This is a genomic window from Acidobacteriota bacterium (genome assembly GCA_016712445.1).
GTDB lineage: Bacteria > Pseudomonadota > Alphaproteobacteria > Caulobacterales > Hyphomonadaceae > Hyphomonas.
Genome location: JADJRB010000004.1, coordinates 24374 through 42564, shown reverse-complemented (window position 1 = coordinate 42564; position 18191 = coordinate 24374). Strand labels below are relative to the sequence as shown.

17 protein-coding genes are annotated in these 18191 nt (G+C 68.1%); all 17 read right to left on the bottom strand.

Features of this window, described 5'->3' with window-relative positions:
- Positions 1-2 precede the first annotated feature (2 nt).
- The 17 genes from IPK75_17885 to IPK75_17805 all read right to left on the bottom strand — a co-directional run bounded on the left by IPK75_17885 (position 3) and on the right by IPK75_17805 (position 18062).
- On the bottom strand, positions 3-5345 hold the full coding sequence (locus IPK75_17885) for a phage tail tape measure protein (protein MBK8200220.1): 5343 nt from the start codon (positions 5343-5345) through the stop codon (positions 3-5).
- 398 nt (positions 5346-5743) lie between these two features.
- Positions 5744-6046, bottom strand: coding sequence for a hypothetical protein (locus tag IPK75_17880; GenBank protein ID MBK8200219.1), 303 nt, complete (start codon positions 6044-6046; stop codon positions 5744-5746).
- Between the two features lie 125 nt (positions 6047-6171).
- Positions 6172-6624: a hypothetical protein gene (locus IPK75_17875; GenBank protein ID MBK8200218.1), complete on the bottom strand. Its 453-nt coding sequence runs from the start codon at positions 6622-6624 to the stop codon at positions 6172-6174.
- Between the two features lie 51 nt (positions 6625-6675).
- Complete coding sequence (locus tag IPK75_17870; protein MBK8200217.1) at positions 6676-6906, bottom strand: hypothetical protein; 231 nt, start codon at positions 6904-6906, stop codon at positions 6676-6678.
- A 50-nt stretch (positions 6907-6956) separates the two neighbouring features.
- On the bottom strand, positions 6957-7295 hold the full coding sequence (locus IPK75_17865; GenBank protein ID MBK8200216.1) for a hypothetical protein: 339 nt from the start codon (positions 7293-7295) through the stop codon (positions 6957-6959).
- A 38-nt stretch (positions 7296-7333) separates the two neighbouring features.
- Complete coding sequence (locus tag IPK75_17860; protein ID MBK8200215.1) at positions 7334-7771, bottom strand: hypothetical protein; 438 nt, start codon at positions 7769-7771, stop codon at positions 7334-7336.
- Between the two features lie 42 nt (positions 7772-7813).
- Positions 7814-8206, bottom strand: coding sequence for a hypothetical protein (locus tag IPK75_17855; GenBank protein MBK8200214.1), 393 nt, complete (start codon positions 8204-8206; stop codon positions 7814-7816).
- The gene (locus tag IPK75_17850) at positions 8203-8577 is read right to left on the bottom strand and encodes a hypothetical protein (GenBank protein MBK8200213.1); all 375 of its coding nucleotides are present in this window, start codon (positions 8575-8577) and stop codon (positions 8203-8205) included. The genes IPK75_17855 and IPK75_17850 overlap by 4 nt, the downstream gene beginning before the upstream one ends.
- Positions 8577-9212 (bottom strand): hypothetical protein, encoded by a 636-nt coding sequence (locus tag IPK75_17845; protein ID MBK8200212.1) that lies wholly within the window; start codon positions 9210-9212, stop codon positions 8577-8579. Before IPK75_17845 ends, IPK75_17850 begins: the two co-directional genes overlap by 1 nt.
- Positions 9209-9583 (bottom strand): hypothetical protein, encoded by a 375-nt coding sequence (locus IPK75_17840; protein MBK8200211.1) that lies wholly within the window; start codon positions 9581-9583, stop codon positions 9209-9211. Before IPK75_17840 ends, IPK75_17845 begins: the two co-directional genes overlap by 4 nt.
- Positions 9584-9592: 9 nt before the next feature.
- Positions 9593-11578: a hypothetical protein gene (locus IPK75_17835; protein ID MBK8200210.1), complete on the bottom strand. Its 1986-nt coding sequence runs from the start codon at positions 11576-11578 to the stop codon at positions 9593-9595.
- Between the two features lie 15 nt (positions 11579-11593).
- Complete coding sequence (locus IPK75_17830; protein ID MBK8200209.1) at positions 11594-11926, bottom strand: hypothetical protein; 333 nt, start codon at positions 11924-11926, stop codon at positions 11594-11596.
- 84 nt (positions 11927-12010) lie between these two features.
- Positions 12011-14656 carry a hypothetical protein gene (locus IPK75_17825; GenBank protein ID MBK8200208.1) on the bottom strand — a complete coding sequence of 882 codons (2646 nt, stop codon included), beginning with the start codon at positions 14654-14656 and terminating at the stop codon, positions 12011-12013.
- On the bottom strand, positions 14649-14819 hold the full coding sequence (locus IPK75_17820; protein ID MBK8200207.1) for a hypothetical protein: 171 nt from the start codon (positions 14817-14819) through the stop codon (positions 14649-14651). The genes IPK75_17825 and IPK75_17820 overlap by 8 nt, the downstream gene beginning before the upstream one ends.
- Positions 14819-16123: a hypothetical protein gene (locus IPK75_17815; GenBank protein MBK8200206.1), complete on the bottom strand. Its 1305-nt coding sequence runs from the start codon at positions 16121-16123 to the stop codon at positions 14819-14821. Before IPK75_17815 ends, IPK75_17820 begins: the two co-directional genes overlap by 1 nt.
- Entirely contained in the window at positions 16124-17608 is a 1485-nt protein-coding gene (gene terL / locus IPK75_17810) for a phage terminase large subunit (protein MBK8200205.1), read from the bottom strand.
- A complete protein-coding gene (locus tag IPK75_17805) occupies positions 17502-18062 on the bottom strand; it encodes a hypothetical protein (protein ID MBK8200204.1) in 561 nt (186 codons plus the stop codon). The genes terL and IPK75_17805 overlap by 107 nt, the downstream gene beginning before the upstream one ends.
- Positions 18063-18191: the final 129 nt, after the last annotated feature.

Below are 18191 nucleotides of genomic sequence, written 5' to 3'. Positions count from 1 at the left end.
CGTTATCCTGTTGCAGCCATGCGGGTGAGTTGGGTCAGGCGAGCCAGCGCGGCGTCGGCCATCGCGGTCTCACGCTGGCCGGGGGCGCCGTGGATGACAATCGCGCCGGGGGCGACCTGGATCGTGACGCTGCGGGCGTTGCTCGTCGGCCCTGCCGCCGTGGGCGTACCACGCAGCGTCGGCAGTGCCGCCGTCGTTGCCGCCTGCGCCAGCCCGGCGCTGGCGGCAACGACGGGACTCTGCTGGCCCTCCAGCCCCTGCGCGTAGCCCTGGCCCGACTGCATGCCCATCTCGTCGAAGACCGTGGAGGGCGAGGCGATGCCGAGCGTCTGCTGGGCAGCGGCGACGGCGGCGAGTACCGTGCTGACCATCGCGGTGATCAGGTTCGCGCGCTGGGCGAGGATGCCGGTAATCAGGCCGATGATCGTATTCTGGCCGATGCTGTTGGCGTTCGGCGGCAAATAGCTGGCCATCTGCGTCAGCAGCACCTGCGCCGCATCCAGAAACGCGCCGAGCACCTCGCCCTGGAGCTGCGGGGCATTGGCGAGCGAGGCGATGGTCTCCAGCGCGCTCTTCACGCTGGTCACAACCGATACGACGCCGGCGGCGAACTGGCCGGCGGCCGTCAGGGCGTCGGTCGAGAAGACCTGCGCGAGCTGCTGCAGCTGTGCGACCACCAGCACGACGTTGAACGACCAGGCGTTCACGGCGTCCGGATCGAGCCGCTTGCTCTCGGCCAGCTGCATCAGGCTATCGCCGGCGCCACCCAGGCCGGCGATAGCCTGTGTAACGGCGGCCGCGAACACGCCGACCGCCGTCAGGGCGTCGGCGGTGAAGACCTGCGCGAGCTGCTGCAGCTGCGCGACCACCAGCACGATGTTGAATGAGAAGGCGCTGACCGCGTCCTGCGAGAGCCGGCCCACGTCGGCCAGCTTGGCGAACGAGTCGACCGCGCCACCAATGAAGCCGATCGCGCGGCCAACCCCCTCGCCGAAGGCGGCGGCGGCGTCGACCGCCTCGACGGCGAACTGACCGGCCAGCACGACCAGCGCCTGCAGCGCCCGATCGAGCGCATCGCCGAAGGCTGCGATTGCGGCCTCAGGTACCCCCTCGAAGTCGGCCAGCTTGACGAAGCCATCGACCCCCGCGCCGATCACCCCGATCGCCGTCGCGGCCGCCTCACTGAAAACGGCGGCGGCATCGACCGCACCCTGCTCCCAGGTGTGCGCGACGGTCATCAGCAGCGCGATGGTGCCTTGGAGCGCCTGACCGAAGGCAAGGATCGCTGATTGCGGGATGGCCTGGAAGGTCGCCAGCTTGGCGAACGCCTCGACCCCGCCCCCGATCAGGCCGATGATCGTACCCGCCGCGTCGGCGAATGCGACTGCGGCCGCGAGGCCTTGCGACTGGAGCCACGTGCCGGCCGCAATGAACCGCGCGACCAGCCACGCGACGACATCGGTGAAGGCCTGAATCAGGCCCGGCACAGGGCGCACGAATGTGGCCAGCTGGGCGAAACCCGTGATCGCCGGGGCAACCAGCCCGACGATCGCTGCGGCCGCGTCGGCGAACGCCACCGCTGCGGGCATCCCCTGCGATTGCAGCCAGGTGCCAGCCAGCGCGAAGCGCGCGACCAGCCAGGCTACCACATCCGTGAAGGCCTGAATCAGGCCGGGCGCTGGTTTGGCGAACGCAGCCAGCGCGCCGAAGCCCTCAACTGCGGTGCCCAGGATGCCGGTGATTGTGCCCGCCGCATCGGCGAACGTGACCGCCGCCGAGAGGCCCGGCCCCTGCAGCCAGCGCCCCGCCGCAATGAAGCGCGCGACCAGCCAGGCGAGCACGTCGGTGAAGGTCTGGATCAGCCCTGGCACGGGGCGCACGAACGTGCTGAGCGCCTCGAACCCTGTGACTGCGGGTTCGATCACCGCGATCAGCGCGCCGGCGCTCTCGGCAAACGTGGTCGAGGCCTTGAACGAGCCATCCGCGAATTGCTGTGCGACCGCGTAGAGCATCGTCAGCACGCGCGCAAAGCCATCGGTGAAGGCCTGCATCGCGGCCTGGCTCGGCGCCACGAATCCGCTTAGCGCCTGCAAGCCCTCGACCGCCGGGCCGATTGCGCCGGCGACCTTGCCGATCGCATCGGCGAATCGGTTCGCGGTGCCCAGGATGCGGCCGCCCAGGGCAATGGCGGTGGCGTTGAACTGCGTTGCCAGCTCGGCGAACGAGGCCAGAAAGCCCGAGAGGCCGGAGCCGCCCGGCCCGCTGTAGCTGGCCGCCGCCGCAATGGCCTTGGCGCCGGCGTCGAGCGCGGTCGCCGCCTTCTCGCTCAGGCCCGCGATCCCGTTGATCAGGTTCGATTCCACCGCGGGCATGCCGGCCGTGATGCCGACGCTCATGCCGGCGGGGACGGTGCCACCGGCCTTGGCAAACAGGCGCGATGGGGAGTGCGCCTGGAGCGCGCCCATGGCCGCATCGTAGGCTGACCGTGCCAGGTTCTTGGCCGCATCGATCACCGATGAGATGCCGCCGGTGATGCCCTTGATGAAGCCATCGACGACAGCCCGCGCGATGCCGACCGCATCACTGGCCAGGCTGAGCAGCACGCCCTTGACCGCGTCTACGCCATCGGCGAACAGGCTCTTGATGCGATCCCAGGCTGCGCCCAGGATCTGGGGGATCTGGCCGAAGTTGCTCTGACTGGCCGCGACAATCACCGACCAGGCGGTGGTTACAGCAGTCTTGGCGATCTCGACGCCAGTGGTGATTACGGTGCGGATGGCCGTGATCACGCCGGCGATGATGCTCTGGATCTGCTGCCAGGCGCCAGTGGTCGACGTGCTCGCGCTCGACCAGCCGGCCTGGAAAACGCCCAGTACGGCCGAGACCCCGGACTGGATTATGGCTTGCAGGCCGGTAACCGCCGTGCTAATGGTACTGGTGATGGTGGTCCACGCTACCGATGCGCCGGCGCTGATGCTGGCCCACACGCTGCTGATGGTCGCGCTCGCCGCACTCAGCGCGGCGCTGATACCTGCCATCGCTACCGATGCGCCGGCGCTGATGCTGGCCCACACGCTGCTGATGGTCGCGCTCGCCGCACTCAGCGCGGCCGAGAGGCCCGCCATGGCCGCGCTGGCGGCGCTTGATATGGCGGACCAGATCCCGCCGGCGACGCTCGCCGCCCAAGTCCACGTATCGACCAGCGCATGCACCGCCGTCATGATCGGCGGGCCGATCACCGCCGCGACCGCCTGCACCGCTGGCGACACGGCCGCGACGATTGCGTTCCAGGCAGCGATGGTCAGGAAGACTGCGGTATTCCAGGCTGCCTGCAGGATGGTCGTGACAACGTAAATGCCGGTCTGGATGACCCCGCCGACCGTGGCGATCGCCGCCTGCACCGTGCTTGTGACACTGGCCCACGCGCTGCTGGCTGCGGTCGCGATGGCCGACCAAGTGCTCTGAAGCCAGGCGACGGCTGACCCAAAGCCGGTCTGGATCGTGCTGACCGCTGTGCTGACGGCCGTGCTGACGGCTGTGCTGATGCTCGACCATGCCGCCAAGGCGCCGGTGCCGATGCTCGACCAGGTGCTCTGAAGCCAGGCGATGGCTGACCCAAAGCCGGTCTGGATTGCGCTCGCGGCCGCCTGCACCGCCCCGATGATCGTCCGGAAGGTTTGCACGGCTGCGGCGATCGCAATCGGGATGTTGGTCGCCAGCCAGGTGCTGACCTGCGCAAAGATCGGCTGGAGGTAGGCCCAGGCGCTGGCGACGGCCTCCTGAATGCCGAACCAGTTGTTCTGCCAGGCTGCGACGAGCAGCCCCACCGCCACGCCGATCGCGACGATTGGCGCGATAACCGGCAGCATGGCCAGCGCCGTTGCGCCGGCTGCAGTGGCCCAAGCCCAAAACGCCGGCACGACCACGGCCAGGATTGCGGCGCCGATACTGGAGAGGATCGGGACGATATTGCCCGAGAGGAAGCCAACCAGCGTACCGAGTCCGGGCATGACGCCGTTGAGGCTGTCGAGGAAGAACTGCCAGGGATTAGACGAGGCGAGCAGCGCGTTGGCGAAGCCCATCACGGCGTTCACGCCAGGAATGAGCGCGTCGTTGATCAGGCTCGTGAGCATTGGCAGCAGCGCCGAGCCCAGAATGATCTGCACCGTCTCAATCGAGCCCTTGAGGCTGTCGAGCGCGAAGGCGAAGCCCTGGTTACGCTGCGCGGCCTGGGCGGCAGCCGTGCCGGCCCCGGCCATGGACGCGCCCATGGCGTCGAAGCCGGCCGCGCCGGCTTCGGCCAGGAACGCCGCCGCGCGGTAGGCGTCCGTGCCGAACATCGTGTTCAGCGCGGCCGTCTTCTGCTCCTCGGACATGCCAGCCAGCGAGGTCTTGAGGATCTCGGCGACCTGGCTCATGTCTTTCATGGCGCCGTTGGCGTCGTAGAACTGGTTGATTTGGAAATCTGCCAGGAACGATGCCATCGCGTCGTCCCAGGCCTTGGTGCCCTTTTGCGCGCCGCTCGTGGCGGCGACCGTCTTGTAGATCGCCTCGTTCAGGTTCGCGAGCGATGCGCCCGAGCCATCCCAGGTGACGCCGATGTCGTCGGCGATCGCCGCGTAGTCGGTCGTGATGATGTTCAGGTCTTTCATCACGCCGACTGCCGCCGCCGATTTTCCCTGCATCGCCAGCAGCATCGTCTTGAATGAGGTGCCGGCGTCGCTGGCGGACGAGAAGCCCGGCGCCAGCAGGGCCATGGTCTGGGTCAGATCCTCGAACGAGACGCCCGAGACCTTGGCAACGCCGCCGACGTTGGCCAAGCCTAGCGCCAGGTCCTCGACATCCACGGTCGAGGCATTGGCCGCCTGCGCCATCAGGTCGGCGACGTTGGCCGCGGACACGCCGGTATCTGCCCACACGCCCAGCTGCTTGGAGACGATATCGGCCGCAGTGGCAAGCTCGATCTCGCCAGCGGCGGCCAGCCCCAGCGTAGCGTCGGTGGCCTGGCCCATGATATCGACGATCGGCACGCCGCCCTTGGCCAGGTTGATCATCGCGTCCTGGGCCTGCGCCGCGCTGTAGGCGGTCACCGCGCCCAGATCCAGGGCCTTGGTTTTCACGTCGTCAAGCGAGAAGCCTGCCTGTGCCAACGAATCGCCGGCGACTGAGGCGAGGCGGTTCATGCCTGCCTCGAAGTTGCCGGCAACCTGGACACTGCTTGCGCCAAACTGGCCGAGCGCCTGCACGGCCTGTCCAGCCATGTCAACGACCGCAGCGCCGACGAGGTGGAGGCCACCGGTGGCGATGCGGTCGAAGACGGCCGACGCCTGGTCGTCGGCGATCACCTGAATAAGGATCGGCTGCGGGACCATAGATGCACCACGCCGCGCGGCCCACAGGGAGGGCCTGGGGACGCGCGGCGATAGAGGGCGCGGGTGTGCGGCACGGCCATGGGAGCGGGTGTGGTGCGTGCGGGCGCACAGCGAGGCGGGGTGGGGTGATCGGCCGGCCGGCGTGGGCGCTGCCGGGCCGGCGATCGGTGGGAGTGGGTGGGCTTAGCGGTGCGTACGGGCCTGCTCGACCTCGTGCTGCACACTCCATACGGTCATGTGCTGCAGCACGCGAATCGGATCTTGCCGATCGAGCACGTCAGGCGGGCAGTGGTACCGCGCGCACAGCTCGGTATCGAGCGCTTCGGGGGGCATGGGGCCGGCGGTCCAGTAGTGCAACCAGAGCGCCGCCCTTAGTTTTTTGTGTTGGCCCGCGCCTGCATCTGGGCGAAGAACGCCGTGATCAGGTCGCCGTACCGATCCATCGGCAGATCGGGCATGCCGCCGATAATCACGCGGTCGAGCAGCGGCGCGATCTTGAGGGTCAGCGTGTTCTTCTCGGTCTCGCTCATCTGCTCAAGCCGCGCCAGCTCCTGAAACAGCAGCAGGTCGGGTGTGCGCAGCTTCGACCAGTCGCAGGTGAAGGCGATCGTCGGGGCGGTGGTGGCAGGGATGGGGGCCGGGGCGGCGGCGACAAGCTTTTTCGGACGGGGCATGGGGAACCTCCTGATGCTGCTGAATGATGACGGATCGGGGCGGGCCGGGCACGATGCATCACACACGGCCCGCTATGGTGAGCGCCCGGCGCCGGGCGGGTTCCCGGCGCCCTGACGCGGGGCGCCTACGGGATGGCGGCATCGACGATGTCGGCGCATTCGAGCGCGATCTCGACCGCGAGCGCGTCGCCCGAGCCGGCGTCGATCTCGGTCGGCACGACCGGATTCTTCACGGTGCCGGCGGTCGAGGTGTAGCGGATATTGCCGGTGAGCGCCCCGAGCGGGGCAAAGCGCAGATAGAAGTCGGTGCCGTTTTTCCATGCGGCGTGGGCGATGCGCACGACATCCCCCCCGTTCTCGGTGTAGATCGCGTTGAGCTGCACGGTGCTCTCGCCGCGCTTGCCGCGCGTATGCACGGGCGTATCGCCGTCGAGGGTGTTGGTGTTGCCGGTGGCGCGCTCGCCACCGTCCCACTTGATCGTGTTGGCGACGCCGGAGCAGTCAGTCCAGCTCGACCCGTTGATCGAAAACTCAACGACCGCGTTGCGGGCGCTTTTGCCACTGGTGGTCTGGGCCATGGAACCTCTCCTATCGGTTGTGGGGCGCGCACGTCACGCGCACTCCGGGCGCTACTGTGCGTCGAGGGGCAGATCGGCGATCTGTGCGGGGCTGAGGGCGACCATCACGATCTGGCGCTCCATCAGGATGCTGATCGACTCAGGCCCGAGCGCGTCCATCGGGATGATTGTGTCTGGGGGCCAGAAGCCCCCCGATGGAGTCTCTAGCCATTCCAGCACGCGCAGCATGCGCGGCGCGTTGGGCGGTATGGCCATGGCATCCGCGTCGGCAGGCGGTGCCACGGTGGCCGTGTTTGCCGGCGCATCGGCCGGTGCGGAGGCGCGGCGCGGCATTAGCGCAGCACCGCAGCGGTGACCGAGGCGGATGCCGACACCTCGACCGTGACCTGGCTGCCGAACGCGGCCGGATCGAGGTTGCCGATCGTGACATCGCCGGTGGTGGCCGGGATAGAGACGGTCTGGTCGGCGAGCGCGACGCCGCCGACACTGCCGCGCGCCTTAATCGTCGCGATGACCGGTGAGGCGCTCGCGTTTTTGATGCGAAAGTCGCTCTTGCCATCCGGGTTGTCGAACACAAAGCCGTTGCCGGCGCCAATACCGCCGGCGGGCGTGAAGGTCGGGGTCAGCCCGGCGTAGCTCTTGGTCTGCGGGGTCAGGGGGACGGTGGCCATGCTGCCTCCACGGGATAGGCCCGGTGCGCCGGGCGCGATTAGCCAAACAGCGTGATGGTGAGTGGCACCCGCTCGCGGAAGCGCGAGATGCCGTCGTCGTTGAAGATGCCCAGCTCGATGCTGCTCTCGCCCTGGTCGATCGCCTCCCAGCCGCCAAGGCTGTCGGTCTGGTGCGTATCGACGAAGGTGTCGATCTGCTGCGCAACCGCATCGCGCGCATCGGCCTGGTCGGCCGCCGTGTAGCCGGGGTCGCCGGTCGCCACCGTGATGTAGCAGTCAACATACAGCAGCACGGCGGTCTGTCCGCCACGGAGTGTCAGGCGTGGCCGGGCGCGATTGCCCCGATCGACCACCAGCACCGGGCTGGCGTCGGTGAGGTCGCCCGGCTCCGCGTCGAACACGAGGGCCGCCGCTGGCACATAGGTGCGGAGCAGCGCGGCGAATCGGTGGCGCAGGGCGCCGCAATCAATGCTCATCGTGGGATACCTCGGGTTGCGCGCGCATCGCGGGCGTGGCCGTCACGACAGCGCTTCCTGCACGGCGTCTTCGTAGGCTGCCATGACCTCTTCCTGCAGCCGGTAGGCGATGCGGCTCGCCGGCTCCCAGCGCCCACGGAATCCAGGGCGCTGGGCATCGCCCTGCACAGCAGGCGCGTACGGCACCGCGTTGATGAGCTGGAAGCCGCCCCCGCCGGTAATGCCGCTGGCGCGCTCCCAGCCGCGCCGGAGCCGGAATGTGCGCACGTAGGTGCTGCCGGGCAGCGGCGCGGGATATTTGGTCAGCTCGGCCACGAGCAGGCGGCGCGCCACGCCAGCGGCCTGCACAAACGCCGGCGCCAGGCGGGCCGCGGCATCATGCAGCGCGTGCTGCACCTCGGGCAGGTGCGCAATCTCGACCTTGAGTCCGCTCATTGCGCCACCAGCTCGGCTAAGGCCAGCGCCACGCAGGCCGTCCAGCGCCCGAGGCCAACAACCTTGTAGCGCGTGGTTGGGGTCGTGATCGTGTAGCCAATGTGGACATCCGTCGTGTGGCGGGCAAAGGCGTACGCGTCAATGCGCACGCCGCCGACGGCGGCAATCGTACGCAGCTCGGGCGGGACGGTGTCCCCGCTCGACGGCCAGATCTGCATGGGCTCGTCGGCGGCGATGGGGGTCGTCGCGCCGGTCTGCATGCGGCTCGTGCGCAGCGTGCGGCTGATGGTTGTCAGCACGGGCGCCGTGGTGATCATCGGCGCGAGATCATCGGCGCGCCGCGCGCGGTCGCTGGCACTCATCGCTGGCATTAGCTCCGGCTCCCGTAGGGGCCGGCCGCGTCCCGCGTCGCGTGGGCGAACTGGGTCGCCGCCGCCGCCGCCGCCTTCTGGAGGGCCTCAGCCTGCTTGGTTTTATCGACCTTTTCAGGGCCAAGCTCGGACAGCCATGCGTCTTGCGCGGCGCGCGCGGCCTGCCAGCCGAGCACAATCGCGCGGGCGCGGTGCATGGCGATCTGTGCGCGGCTGGCATCCAGCGTGCTGAAGGTGTCGCCGTCTCCATCGAGCGGGTCGCTGGCCGCATACCACAGCGCGCGTTCGGCGCGGTATGCGGGGGTTGGGCTGATGGTGAGCTGGCCGCGCGCGGTGGTGACCTGCTCGCTGATGCGGCTGCTGAGCGGGATGATCCCATCGTCGGTGATCAGCATATCGCCCCCAGCGGTCGCGGGGCTGCGCAGATCGATGAGCCGCACGAAATCGGCGGGCAGCGCGTAGCTCCCGATGCCCGCCTCGATCGTGAGCGTGGTCACGATCGTCTGTGGCAGGGCCACGCCCAGATCGCGCACCGCGTCATCAATCGCCTGGCCGGCCTGCGCCGCAGACGGAATGTCGCCGAGCGTGGGAATCTCGCTCTGGAGCTGGGCTATCAGCGCTGCGCGGCTGATCATGCGGCCTCCTGGAGTATGAGCATGCGCCGCACTGCGCGGGCAAGCAGAGCAATGCGCTGCTCACTCTGGGCCTGGCGGGCAATGCGCTGCGCGGCCGTGAGTGCGCCTAGCTCGGCTGCTGAAAGTGCGTCATCTTGCCATGCCGCAAGCGTGACCAACGCCTTGCGCAGCACATCGGGCGCCTCACGGCGCTCTAGCTCGTTTGCGTCGAGCACGCGCGGCGAGAATATGGAGCCGTTGTAGCTGTCGCCCGGCGAGACTGCCTGGCCGACGCCGAGCGCCACCACCGTGCGTCTGGGCATCGTCGGCGCGTCATCGGCAACGATGATATTCTCGACCGTTCCATTCAGGATGATTGCGTAGCGTGGCATCACGTCCTCTTACATGACATAGCGCCGGATGTATCCCGGCCCGCCGTCGCCGCCCTTGCCCGAGTTGGCGCCGTTTTGACTTGCCCCGCCGCCACCGCCGCCATTGCCCCGCCCGCCGTTGCCCCCAGCCCCGCCCGGCCCGGCGTTGTTGCTGCCGCCGCCACCGCCTGCTGAGACAGGGAGCGGTGCGGCGGTTCGGGCTGATGGCATGGATGAGCCATTTCCACCGCCTGCCGCACCGGCGGTGGCGGGAGTGCTGCTTGCGCCTTCGCCACCGGCAGTACCACCCATGGCACCCATGCCACCAGCAGCATTGGTATCGGTCGCATTCAACCCGCCGCCGCCGCCGCCACCACCGCCAGCAGCGTTCGAGCCGTTTCCGTTGCCTCCAATGCTGGCGGCACCAGCACCGGCAGTGCTGCCCGTAAACATCCCGCCCGTGCTGCCACCACCGGCATTGCCACTGACTGCAGTACCACCACCACCACCATTGCCGGCGCTGGCATAGGCAGTGATCTTTCCGGCGATACTGACGGATGTGACACCGCCGGCCCCACCCGGATTGCCATCCGTGTTATCGGTCGTGACGGCCGCGCCACCCACGCCGCCCGCGCCAATTGTTTGCGTCACGCTGGTGCCAGGCCCACCGAGATCGGCAATGCGAAAGAATGGCGTTCTCGTGTGTGCGCCACCACCGCCGCCACCACCGCCATAACGATTCGTGCCACTCGCGCCACGACGGCCTGAGCCGCCACCACCGCTGGTACCATAGATGTCCCAATACACGAGCGTAAATCCGGCCGGCAGGGTGTCAATGGTAGTGGTGGTGTACTCGGTCAGGGCCGGGCTTGGGTTCGTCCCCAGGGTCGCCAGCGCCTCGGCCTGGGATGTGTCGTCGAGCAGCGTGCGTGCGAATGCGGTCAGATCGGCCAGACTCGCGGTGCCCGGCCCGGTAAAGTAGGCAAACTTGTTCGCGGCTGACACCAGCCCGGCCAGCGCCGCCAGCTCGGCGTCCCACGCCTGCACATCGGTGCCGATCAGCAGGCCGGCATTGCTTTGAAGCTGGGTCTTCTGCCCGCCGCTCAGGCTCTGCGCGACATCGAAGCGCAGCCGGTTGCCGAGCGCGGCGGCAATCGTTACCGAAAACGCCGGATCGTTGCCGAGCGCAGCGGCCAGCTCGTTCAGCGTGTCGAGCGCGGCCGGCGAGCTATTGATCAGTGCGGCGATCGCAGCAGCGACAAACGCGGTCGTGGCGATCCGGGTCGAGTTGTCGGTAATGATTGCGGTCGGCGCGGTTGGGGCACCTGTGAACGCTGGACTAGCCAGCGGCGCCTTGGCCGCCAGGTCGCTCACCAGGCCAGTTACCTGACTCTGTGCGAGCGTCAGCGCGTCGCTCCCGGCCGCTGCGTGGCTGCTCGCGTGCGCGGTTGGCGAGCGCGGATCACTCAGGCGCGGATCGGTCGAGGCTACGATGCCGCCGTGCGCGCTCGTGGTGAGCGCGGCGTGGGCACCGTCGGCACTACTGCGGGCGGCTGCTTCGGCGTCTAGCTCGACCTGGGTCGCCAGGTCGGTCGCGAGTGGCCAGTAGCGCGCATCGCTTTCGGCTTGAGTCTGGTATTGCGGGTGGGGATCGGATGCGGCCTCGTGGGTCGCGATCAAACTCCCAAGCGTTGCCCACGCGCTGGCTGGCGCGGTCGCGCTGGCGATGAGGTCGGCCAGGTCGATGCCGTCATCCGCTGCGGCCAGCGCAAGACGATGGTGTGTCCCGTCCGGCAGGGTGATCAGGTAGATCACACGGCCATCGCCAGTGTCGGGCACCGGCAGGGTCAGCGTGAGGGCGCCGTTGGCGTCGGTCAGCTCCGTCCACGTGGTGGCCGGGTAGACCGTTGCCGCCGTCACAAAGGCGGCCGGCAGTCGCACCGTCACCGGCGCATGGGCCCATGCCGCATCGCCGTCGGGCGTGTGGATGGTGGCGGGAATGACGATCGTGGCCATGACGGCGATCCGGGACTAGCGCCGGCGCGGGGCCGGCTGCGACGGGACAGGGCGATCGGGGTCGGCAGGCGGGGCTGAATCAGTGGTCAGGGAGTCTGCGGAGACCGCGGACTCGTCGCCAGGCGGCACCATCGCGGCGCCGCCTGGCTCGGGGCGATCGACCACCGGGGGAGTGGTGGCATCGGCGGCGGGCGGCGCGGGCGTGGGCGCGTCGAGCACCATAAAGCCGGTCGGATGATCGATCTGCGCTGCCGCAAGCTGCGGTGCGCTCACGTCGCGCACTTCGCCTGACTGGATATACTGCCCGGCTAAAATGGCCTCGCCGGGGCCAATGTACTGCACACGCATGGGCACCTCTGCGGGGATTGTCTACAATTGTGGACACGGGGCTGGGCGTGATGCCGCCCGTGGCATCACGCCCGACGCGGCGGACTAGGCGACCTTGACGAGGCTGGCTTTCTGGATCACCGGCGTCTCGGAGCCGTTGAACTCCTCGACGTAGTACTGCTCAGCGGCCAGCAACTCGCCCGCGCTGTAGCTAGGGAACGGCCCCTTCAGCGCCATCGGCTGCGCGATGCGATGCATCACGATCTCCCGGTTCGCAACCAGGATGTAGCCGTCGGTGAAGTTGGTCGTATCGAACACCGGCAGCGACTTCACGCGGCCGACATAGCCAGCGCTGGTCAGGTCGGCGTCGGGGCGCGCGCCAGCGGCAGTGAAGATGTCGGAGTTCGACAGGCGGTCGCTGTTGGTCTTCGACATGAGCACGGCGGTCGGGTCGTAGTTGCGGTTCGCGATCTTGGTCTTCGCCACGCCGATCTTCTTGACCAGCTCGCTCACCGCGTCAGTGGCCGCCGTCCATGTGCCGCCGGAGTTGCTGGGCACGCGCAGCGCGGCCGCCAAGGCCAGATAGAACAGCCCGCCGTCGATCTTGTTCTGGATCTGGCGGATGAGGCGCATGAGCAGGCGCGAGCGCACATCATAGCTCAGCGCCGCGCGGCTGAACACGACCGCCTCGTTCGAGATCTCGGCCGCCAGCCGATCGGCGCCGATAGTTAACGCCATGGAGGTGAGCGAATTCTTGCCGCGCTTGATGGCCGCCAGCTCGCCGCGCCGGATCGCATCATACGTGTAGTCGATCTTGAGCGACTGGCCCTCGGTAATGGTGGCCAGCGCCATCACCCGGCCGTTTAGGTAATCGACCACATAGTCGGTGCCCTCCACGTAGGTCACGGTCGCGCCGCTGTTCGTGAGCACCACGGTGCCGGGCTGCACGCGCTTGTTGGCGAGCGGCGTCCAGCCGACGAGCGAGCCGACGATCACCTCATCCACGACACTCGCGGTCGCGCCCGACTCGCCGGCGTAGGTCTCGAACCAGATGTTGGTCGTCGGCGCCGGGTCGACCATCTGCACATCGAACACGGAGAGCGCGACCAGCTCGGGCAGCGCCTCGGCGATGACCGCGCGCATCACCGAGTAGGGCAGCGACAGGTCGCTTGCCTGCTCGGCCTCGTGGAAGGCGCGCGCCTCGGCGGCCAGCCGCTGCTGGTAGACCTCATCGAATTTCCTGAGGTACTGCGCCGCGAACCGCTCGTTCACATTCGTCGGCTGGGCCAGGTTGCGGGGCTGCAGGTGCCCGCCGCGCACCAGGCTCTCGGACAGTTCGAACGCGACACGCGCGAACTCAGGCACGCCGCGATCCCGCTCGAGCACCGGCCCCAGGATCTCCACGCCGCGCCCGCGCGCGGCCAGCACCAGGCCAGCCTGGAGCTTGTCGTACTCGGCGCGCTTGGCGATGATGACGGCCTTCGCCTCATCGACCGTCTTCGCGCCAGCTGCCTTGACCGCCTCGATAAACGGCACTTTGAGCACGTCGGCGTATTTGATCGGGCCGCACTCCTGGTCGATATAGGCGGCCACCTGGCGCGCCTGCTCGGCGGCCTGCAGGCGGATCAGCTCGGTCTGATTGCGCTGCATAGCCTCGGCCAGGTCGTCGGTATCGCTCAGGCCCAGCTGCGTGCGCAGGCTGGCCTCGCGGTCGGCGATCAGCTTGGCGGCGGCCGCATCCTCGGCCTGCTTGCGCTGGAGCGCCTCCTCCAGTTTGGTGCGCTCGCGCGCATCGTGAGCCTGTTCGATCTGCGCCACTAGCTCGGGGTACTCGGCGCGCAGCGATTCGAGCGTGAGTTTGTCCATGATGGGGGGGTCTCCTTGCGCCGGCGCCGCCGGCTGGTGTATGCGAGACTCAAACATGAGCGTGTCGGCGGTGCGGTCGCCGGGATCCATGACCAGGTCGTACCCGGTGATGTGCAGCTCGGTAATCTCCAGGAAGCGCGTGCCGCCTTCTTCAATGACCTGAGCCAGGCCGTGGGCGCGCTGCGAGAGGCGCGGATAGACGCCATGCTCCATCAGGATGATCGCGTTCTCGCCCTTGCCCTTGGTCGGGATGATCTCTCCTTCGAGCAGGACTTCGCCGCCCTCGAAGGTGATCGCGTCCCAGCGGATGACCGTCTCCAAAAAGTCGGGCACGCCGCCGGGTTTGTCGTTCGGGTGTTTGCTCTCGGCCAGCAGCCGCTTAGCAGCCACGAGCTGTGTGGCTTCGGCGACGGCGGACTCCAGCACCGCGCTGGGGTACCGGCGGTTGTTGGCGTTGATGGTGTCCGCGGTCATGCCGCGCGCCGTGATCTTGCGCGGCCTCCCTGCGACGGCCTCATGCAGCTGCAGCGGCTGCCAGCTCACACTCTCGACCAGCGGAATCTGTCGGCCGTTCCGCGCCGCACGATGCTCGTTGACGGTCGCCGACTGGTAGGCCAGTTCGACCAGCACCCAGGCGTCGCGCGCCGCAAACACATAGCTGGCGCCGCTGGCCTGGTAGTCCACGCGCCAGAACTCATCGGGCGGCAGCTGGTCGTCCAGCACAATCACGTGGTCGCTGAAGGTCTCGACGATGTACCAGTTCCAGTAGGCGTCCTCGCTGCGAAACTGGCTGCGGAACGCAGCCCGCACGCGCTCGAGCGCGTAGGTCAGCGAGCCTTTAACCAGCTCGTCCAGCGGCTGGCCTTTCGGGATGCGGTTAGGCATTGGATGTGTCCTTTATGGCGACAGCGGTGCGGGCGAACGGCAGTGCGTCTGCATGCGCGGCATCGCGCGCCTCGACGGCCTGGCGCAAATATGCGGCGGTGTGGTGCGCGTCGCACAATACGGACACGATGCCCGCGCTATCCTGGCGGGTGTCGATCGCCATCAGGCTCCTCCTATCGGTGCAGGGTCGGCGCCTGAGCGCGCAGCCGCGCGCGCGGCCTGCAGCAGCGCGAGCGCCTCGTCGGGGTCGAGGCCGGGCAGCAGTTGTGCGAGCTGCTGGAGCAGCAGCGCCTCGGTCAGGAGGTTGGTTGCCTGCAGCGCCGCGATTGCCTCGCCGGCGGCTTTGAGCGCGGCCGGAGTAATCGGGTTGCGCGTTGGACGGACGATTGTGTAGGACAGCGCCTGCGGCCAGATGCCTTTGAGCAGCCATTGCAGCTCGATCAGCGGCTGGATAATGGTCGTGTCGATCCAGGCGCACAGCGCATCCAGCGCGCGGTCGTACTGCGCTTTCTGCTCCTCGAGCACGTCGCGATTGAGATCCTGCCCGTAGCCCAGCAGGGACATCGGCACAGGGCTGGCCACCCACCACGTGCGGATGTGATGCACCACATCGTCAATCTCGGAGAGGCGCGCATCGCCCTGCACGGCCGCGATCTTGACGGTGCCGAAGAAATCGGCGATGGCCGCCGTTGGGTTGCGTAGCGTGTCCTTGTTAAGCGCTTTGTAGGACTCGATCTGATCGCTACTCGTGCCCTGCGGAAACTCGTGGACATATTTCATGCCCGCGCGCGTCTTGCGCCGGATGGCGATATCGGTCTCGCCCTCCGCGATGCGCTTCCACGATTGGCGTGCGCTGGCGAACAGCGGCCGCCCGTAGCGACTGGCGGTGTCGTGCGCCCAGCGCGCGTGGATGATCTGCCAGTCGGCGAACCAGGTCGCATCCTTGGGCGCTGACTGGCCGTTCCATAGCTCGTCGGCCCACCAGTAGGCGCGGGTCGGATCGGGAAACTGGTCGCGGTCGTCGCTCGCGCGATGCAGCTGCAAGGTGGGCTTGCGCGTCACCGCGACAATATCGCCCGCGCTATCGGCCGTGATCTCCAAAAACGAGTCGCCCTCGCCGAGCGTGAGCTCGACCCAATCGGTGATCAGCTCAAGCAGGCCGAGCCGCTCGATGAGCGCGGCGGCCTCGCGGCTGGCCGCGCCTGAGCCGACGCCACGCCGCACCTTGACGCTGAATCCCCCGCGCGTGGCGTCGCGCGCCAGGGTTTTCAGCACGCCATCCGCGCGCGGATCCTCGTCGCGCATGCGCCGCACCAGGCCGATGATGCTGGCTCGATCGCGCTCGACCTGAAACGCCGTCAGCGCCGTGGTCGGCAGCGGGGGCGTGGACATCTCCGCCGTCGTGGTGGCCACGGGGCCTGCCTGGGTGCGGCGGATGAGGCGCGTGAGGCGCGCAATCAGCGACATTTAGAGTCCCAGTTCTGCGGCCGTGACAATACGGCCGGGGCTGCTCGTAGTGGTCGGCGGGGCGGTGAGCTTGTTATAGCCGCCAGACGATCCGTCAACCTGATCATCATGTGCGCCGGTCGGAAAGGCGCGCAGCTCATCGAGATAGTCCCGGTTCCACAGACCGCGCACGAGCCGGACGTTGCCCGCCTGCCACTGGGCTGCGAACGGCTCCGCTCGGCTGATCTTGTCGCCCTTGACCGGGTCGGCGTAGACCACGAAGCCCTGCATCAGCGCAATCACCGCGTCGGTCGCTTCTTTGGCCAGGCCGGGCGGCTGCTCGATCCAGTGCGTGACCGGCCCACGCACCAGGTCGAGCGTGGCCGTCTCCAGGATATGGGCGTTGCGCACGGCGGCTGGCCACTGGCCGCGCACCACATCCTCGATGTAGGTGATGCCGTGCAGGTGGGCCACCAGCACGCCGGCCGTGTAGTCGCCCTTGCCGGGCGCGGCGCCCGCCTTGTCCCAATAGCGGATGCGCGTGGCGCCGGCCGGCACGCCATCGACAATCGGGATAGCAGCGCCGAACATGCCGCCGTCACGCGGCCGAGGCCACTGCTGAAACAGCGACCCGAAGAAATAGCTGCCGATGCGTGTGGCGGTCTTCTGCAGGCGCTCCAGCGGGTACCGCGCCGCGCAGAGCGCCTCGCCGGGGGCGCGCCAGTCGGGATGCAGTGTGCAGCTCGCGGGCCACGTGCGCGGCGTGTCGTCGGCGATTGCCGGCAGGTTCACGATATACCAGTGCTCGGGTTCGTCGGCCTCCAGGTCGAGCAGGTAGCCGCTTAGATCGCCCTCGTGCCAGCGAGTCTGTACGACGACGATGGCGCCGCCAGGCTCTTCGCGGGTGCTGAAGACCGAGCTATACCAGTCGCGATCCCCCGATCGCTTGGCCTCGCTGGCGGCCTCTTTGGCATCCTTGATCGGGTCATCGATAACGCCGAGATGGAATCCCTTGCCCGTGGCCGGCCCCCCGACGCCGGCGGCCCACAGCCCGCCGCCCGCGCGAGTCATCCAGTGCTTGACTGCGCGGCTGGCCGGGTGCAGCTGCCCGCCGGCCCGCGTATAGTTCTCACGCGCGGAGCGGCTCAGCGTGTACGCCAGGTCGGCGCCGTAGCTTGCAATGCCGACGAAGCGCTCGCCGTGGCGATACAGGTAGTAGGCGGGAAACAGGCGCGACACCAGCTCGGATTTCCCGTGGCGCGGTGGCTCGAAAACCATCACGCGGAGAAGCAGGTCGTCTGCCACGCGCTGCAATACCGCGATCAGCTCCTCGCAGTGGCGATAAAACTGATAGCGAGGATTGACGCGCGCGATGAAGGCGCGAAAGCTCAGCGGCGCCTCATCCGGCGGGGCCAGTTCCTCCAGATCCTGTAAGAGCGAGTACCAACGCCCCGAGTTCCCGTAATCGGCCGATGATGCGCTGGGCTGTGGCGGGGTCTGCCTCACGGATCGCCTCGATCACGGCCCGCTGGAATGTGCGCGCCTCTTCGACATCGGCCAGCATTTTGGCAATATCGGCGTAGAGCTTGATGTGCTCGCGGATCTCCCGGAGTGCTGCCACGTGCGTGCTCATCGGGGTTTGCGTCACATACGGGCCGTCGCTGCCCTGCTTTTCCTCCCGGATGCCCTGCTCGAGCTGTGCGTAGAGCTTGAGCGCCCGCTGGTAGTTCTGCTCCATCGCGACGTGGGTATTCCACAGGCTGGCGCCGGCGGCCTCCACGATCCGCCGCTGGGTTGCCAGCGCGGGCGCGGCGGCCTTGGGTGTATCCGCGAAAAACCGCCGGGCGGCATCCTCGGACACGCCAATTTCGCGGGCCGCTGCGCTCTTGTTGCCGAGTCGTTTGTAGGCGTCCAGAAGCTGTGCGCCTTGCTCGGGACTGATGCTTGATTTGCGGCCCATCCGCGCGTGTGTCCTGCGCTATTTCCGCGCTATCAGTCGATCCACCACCAGTGGCGGCAGCTCGGGCAGCGATACGGCAGTCCCGGCAGATGCAATACCAGATCGCCGCAGTACAGACAGGGCGTGACG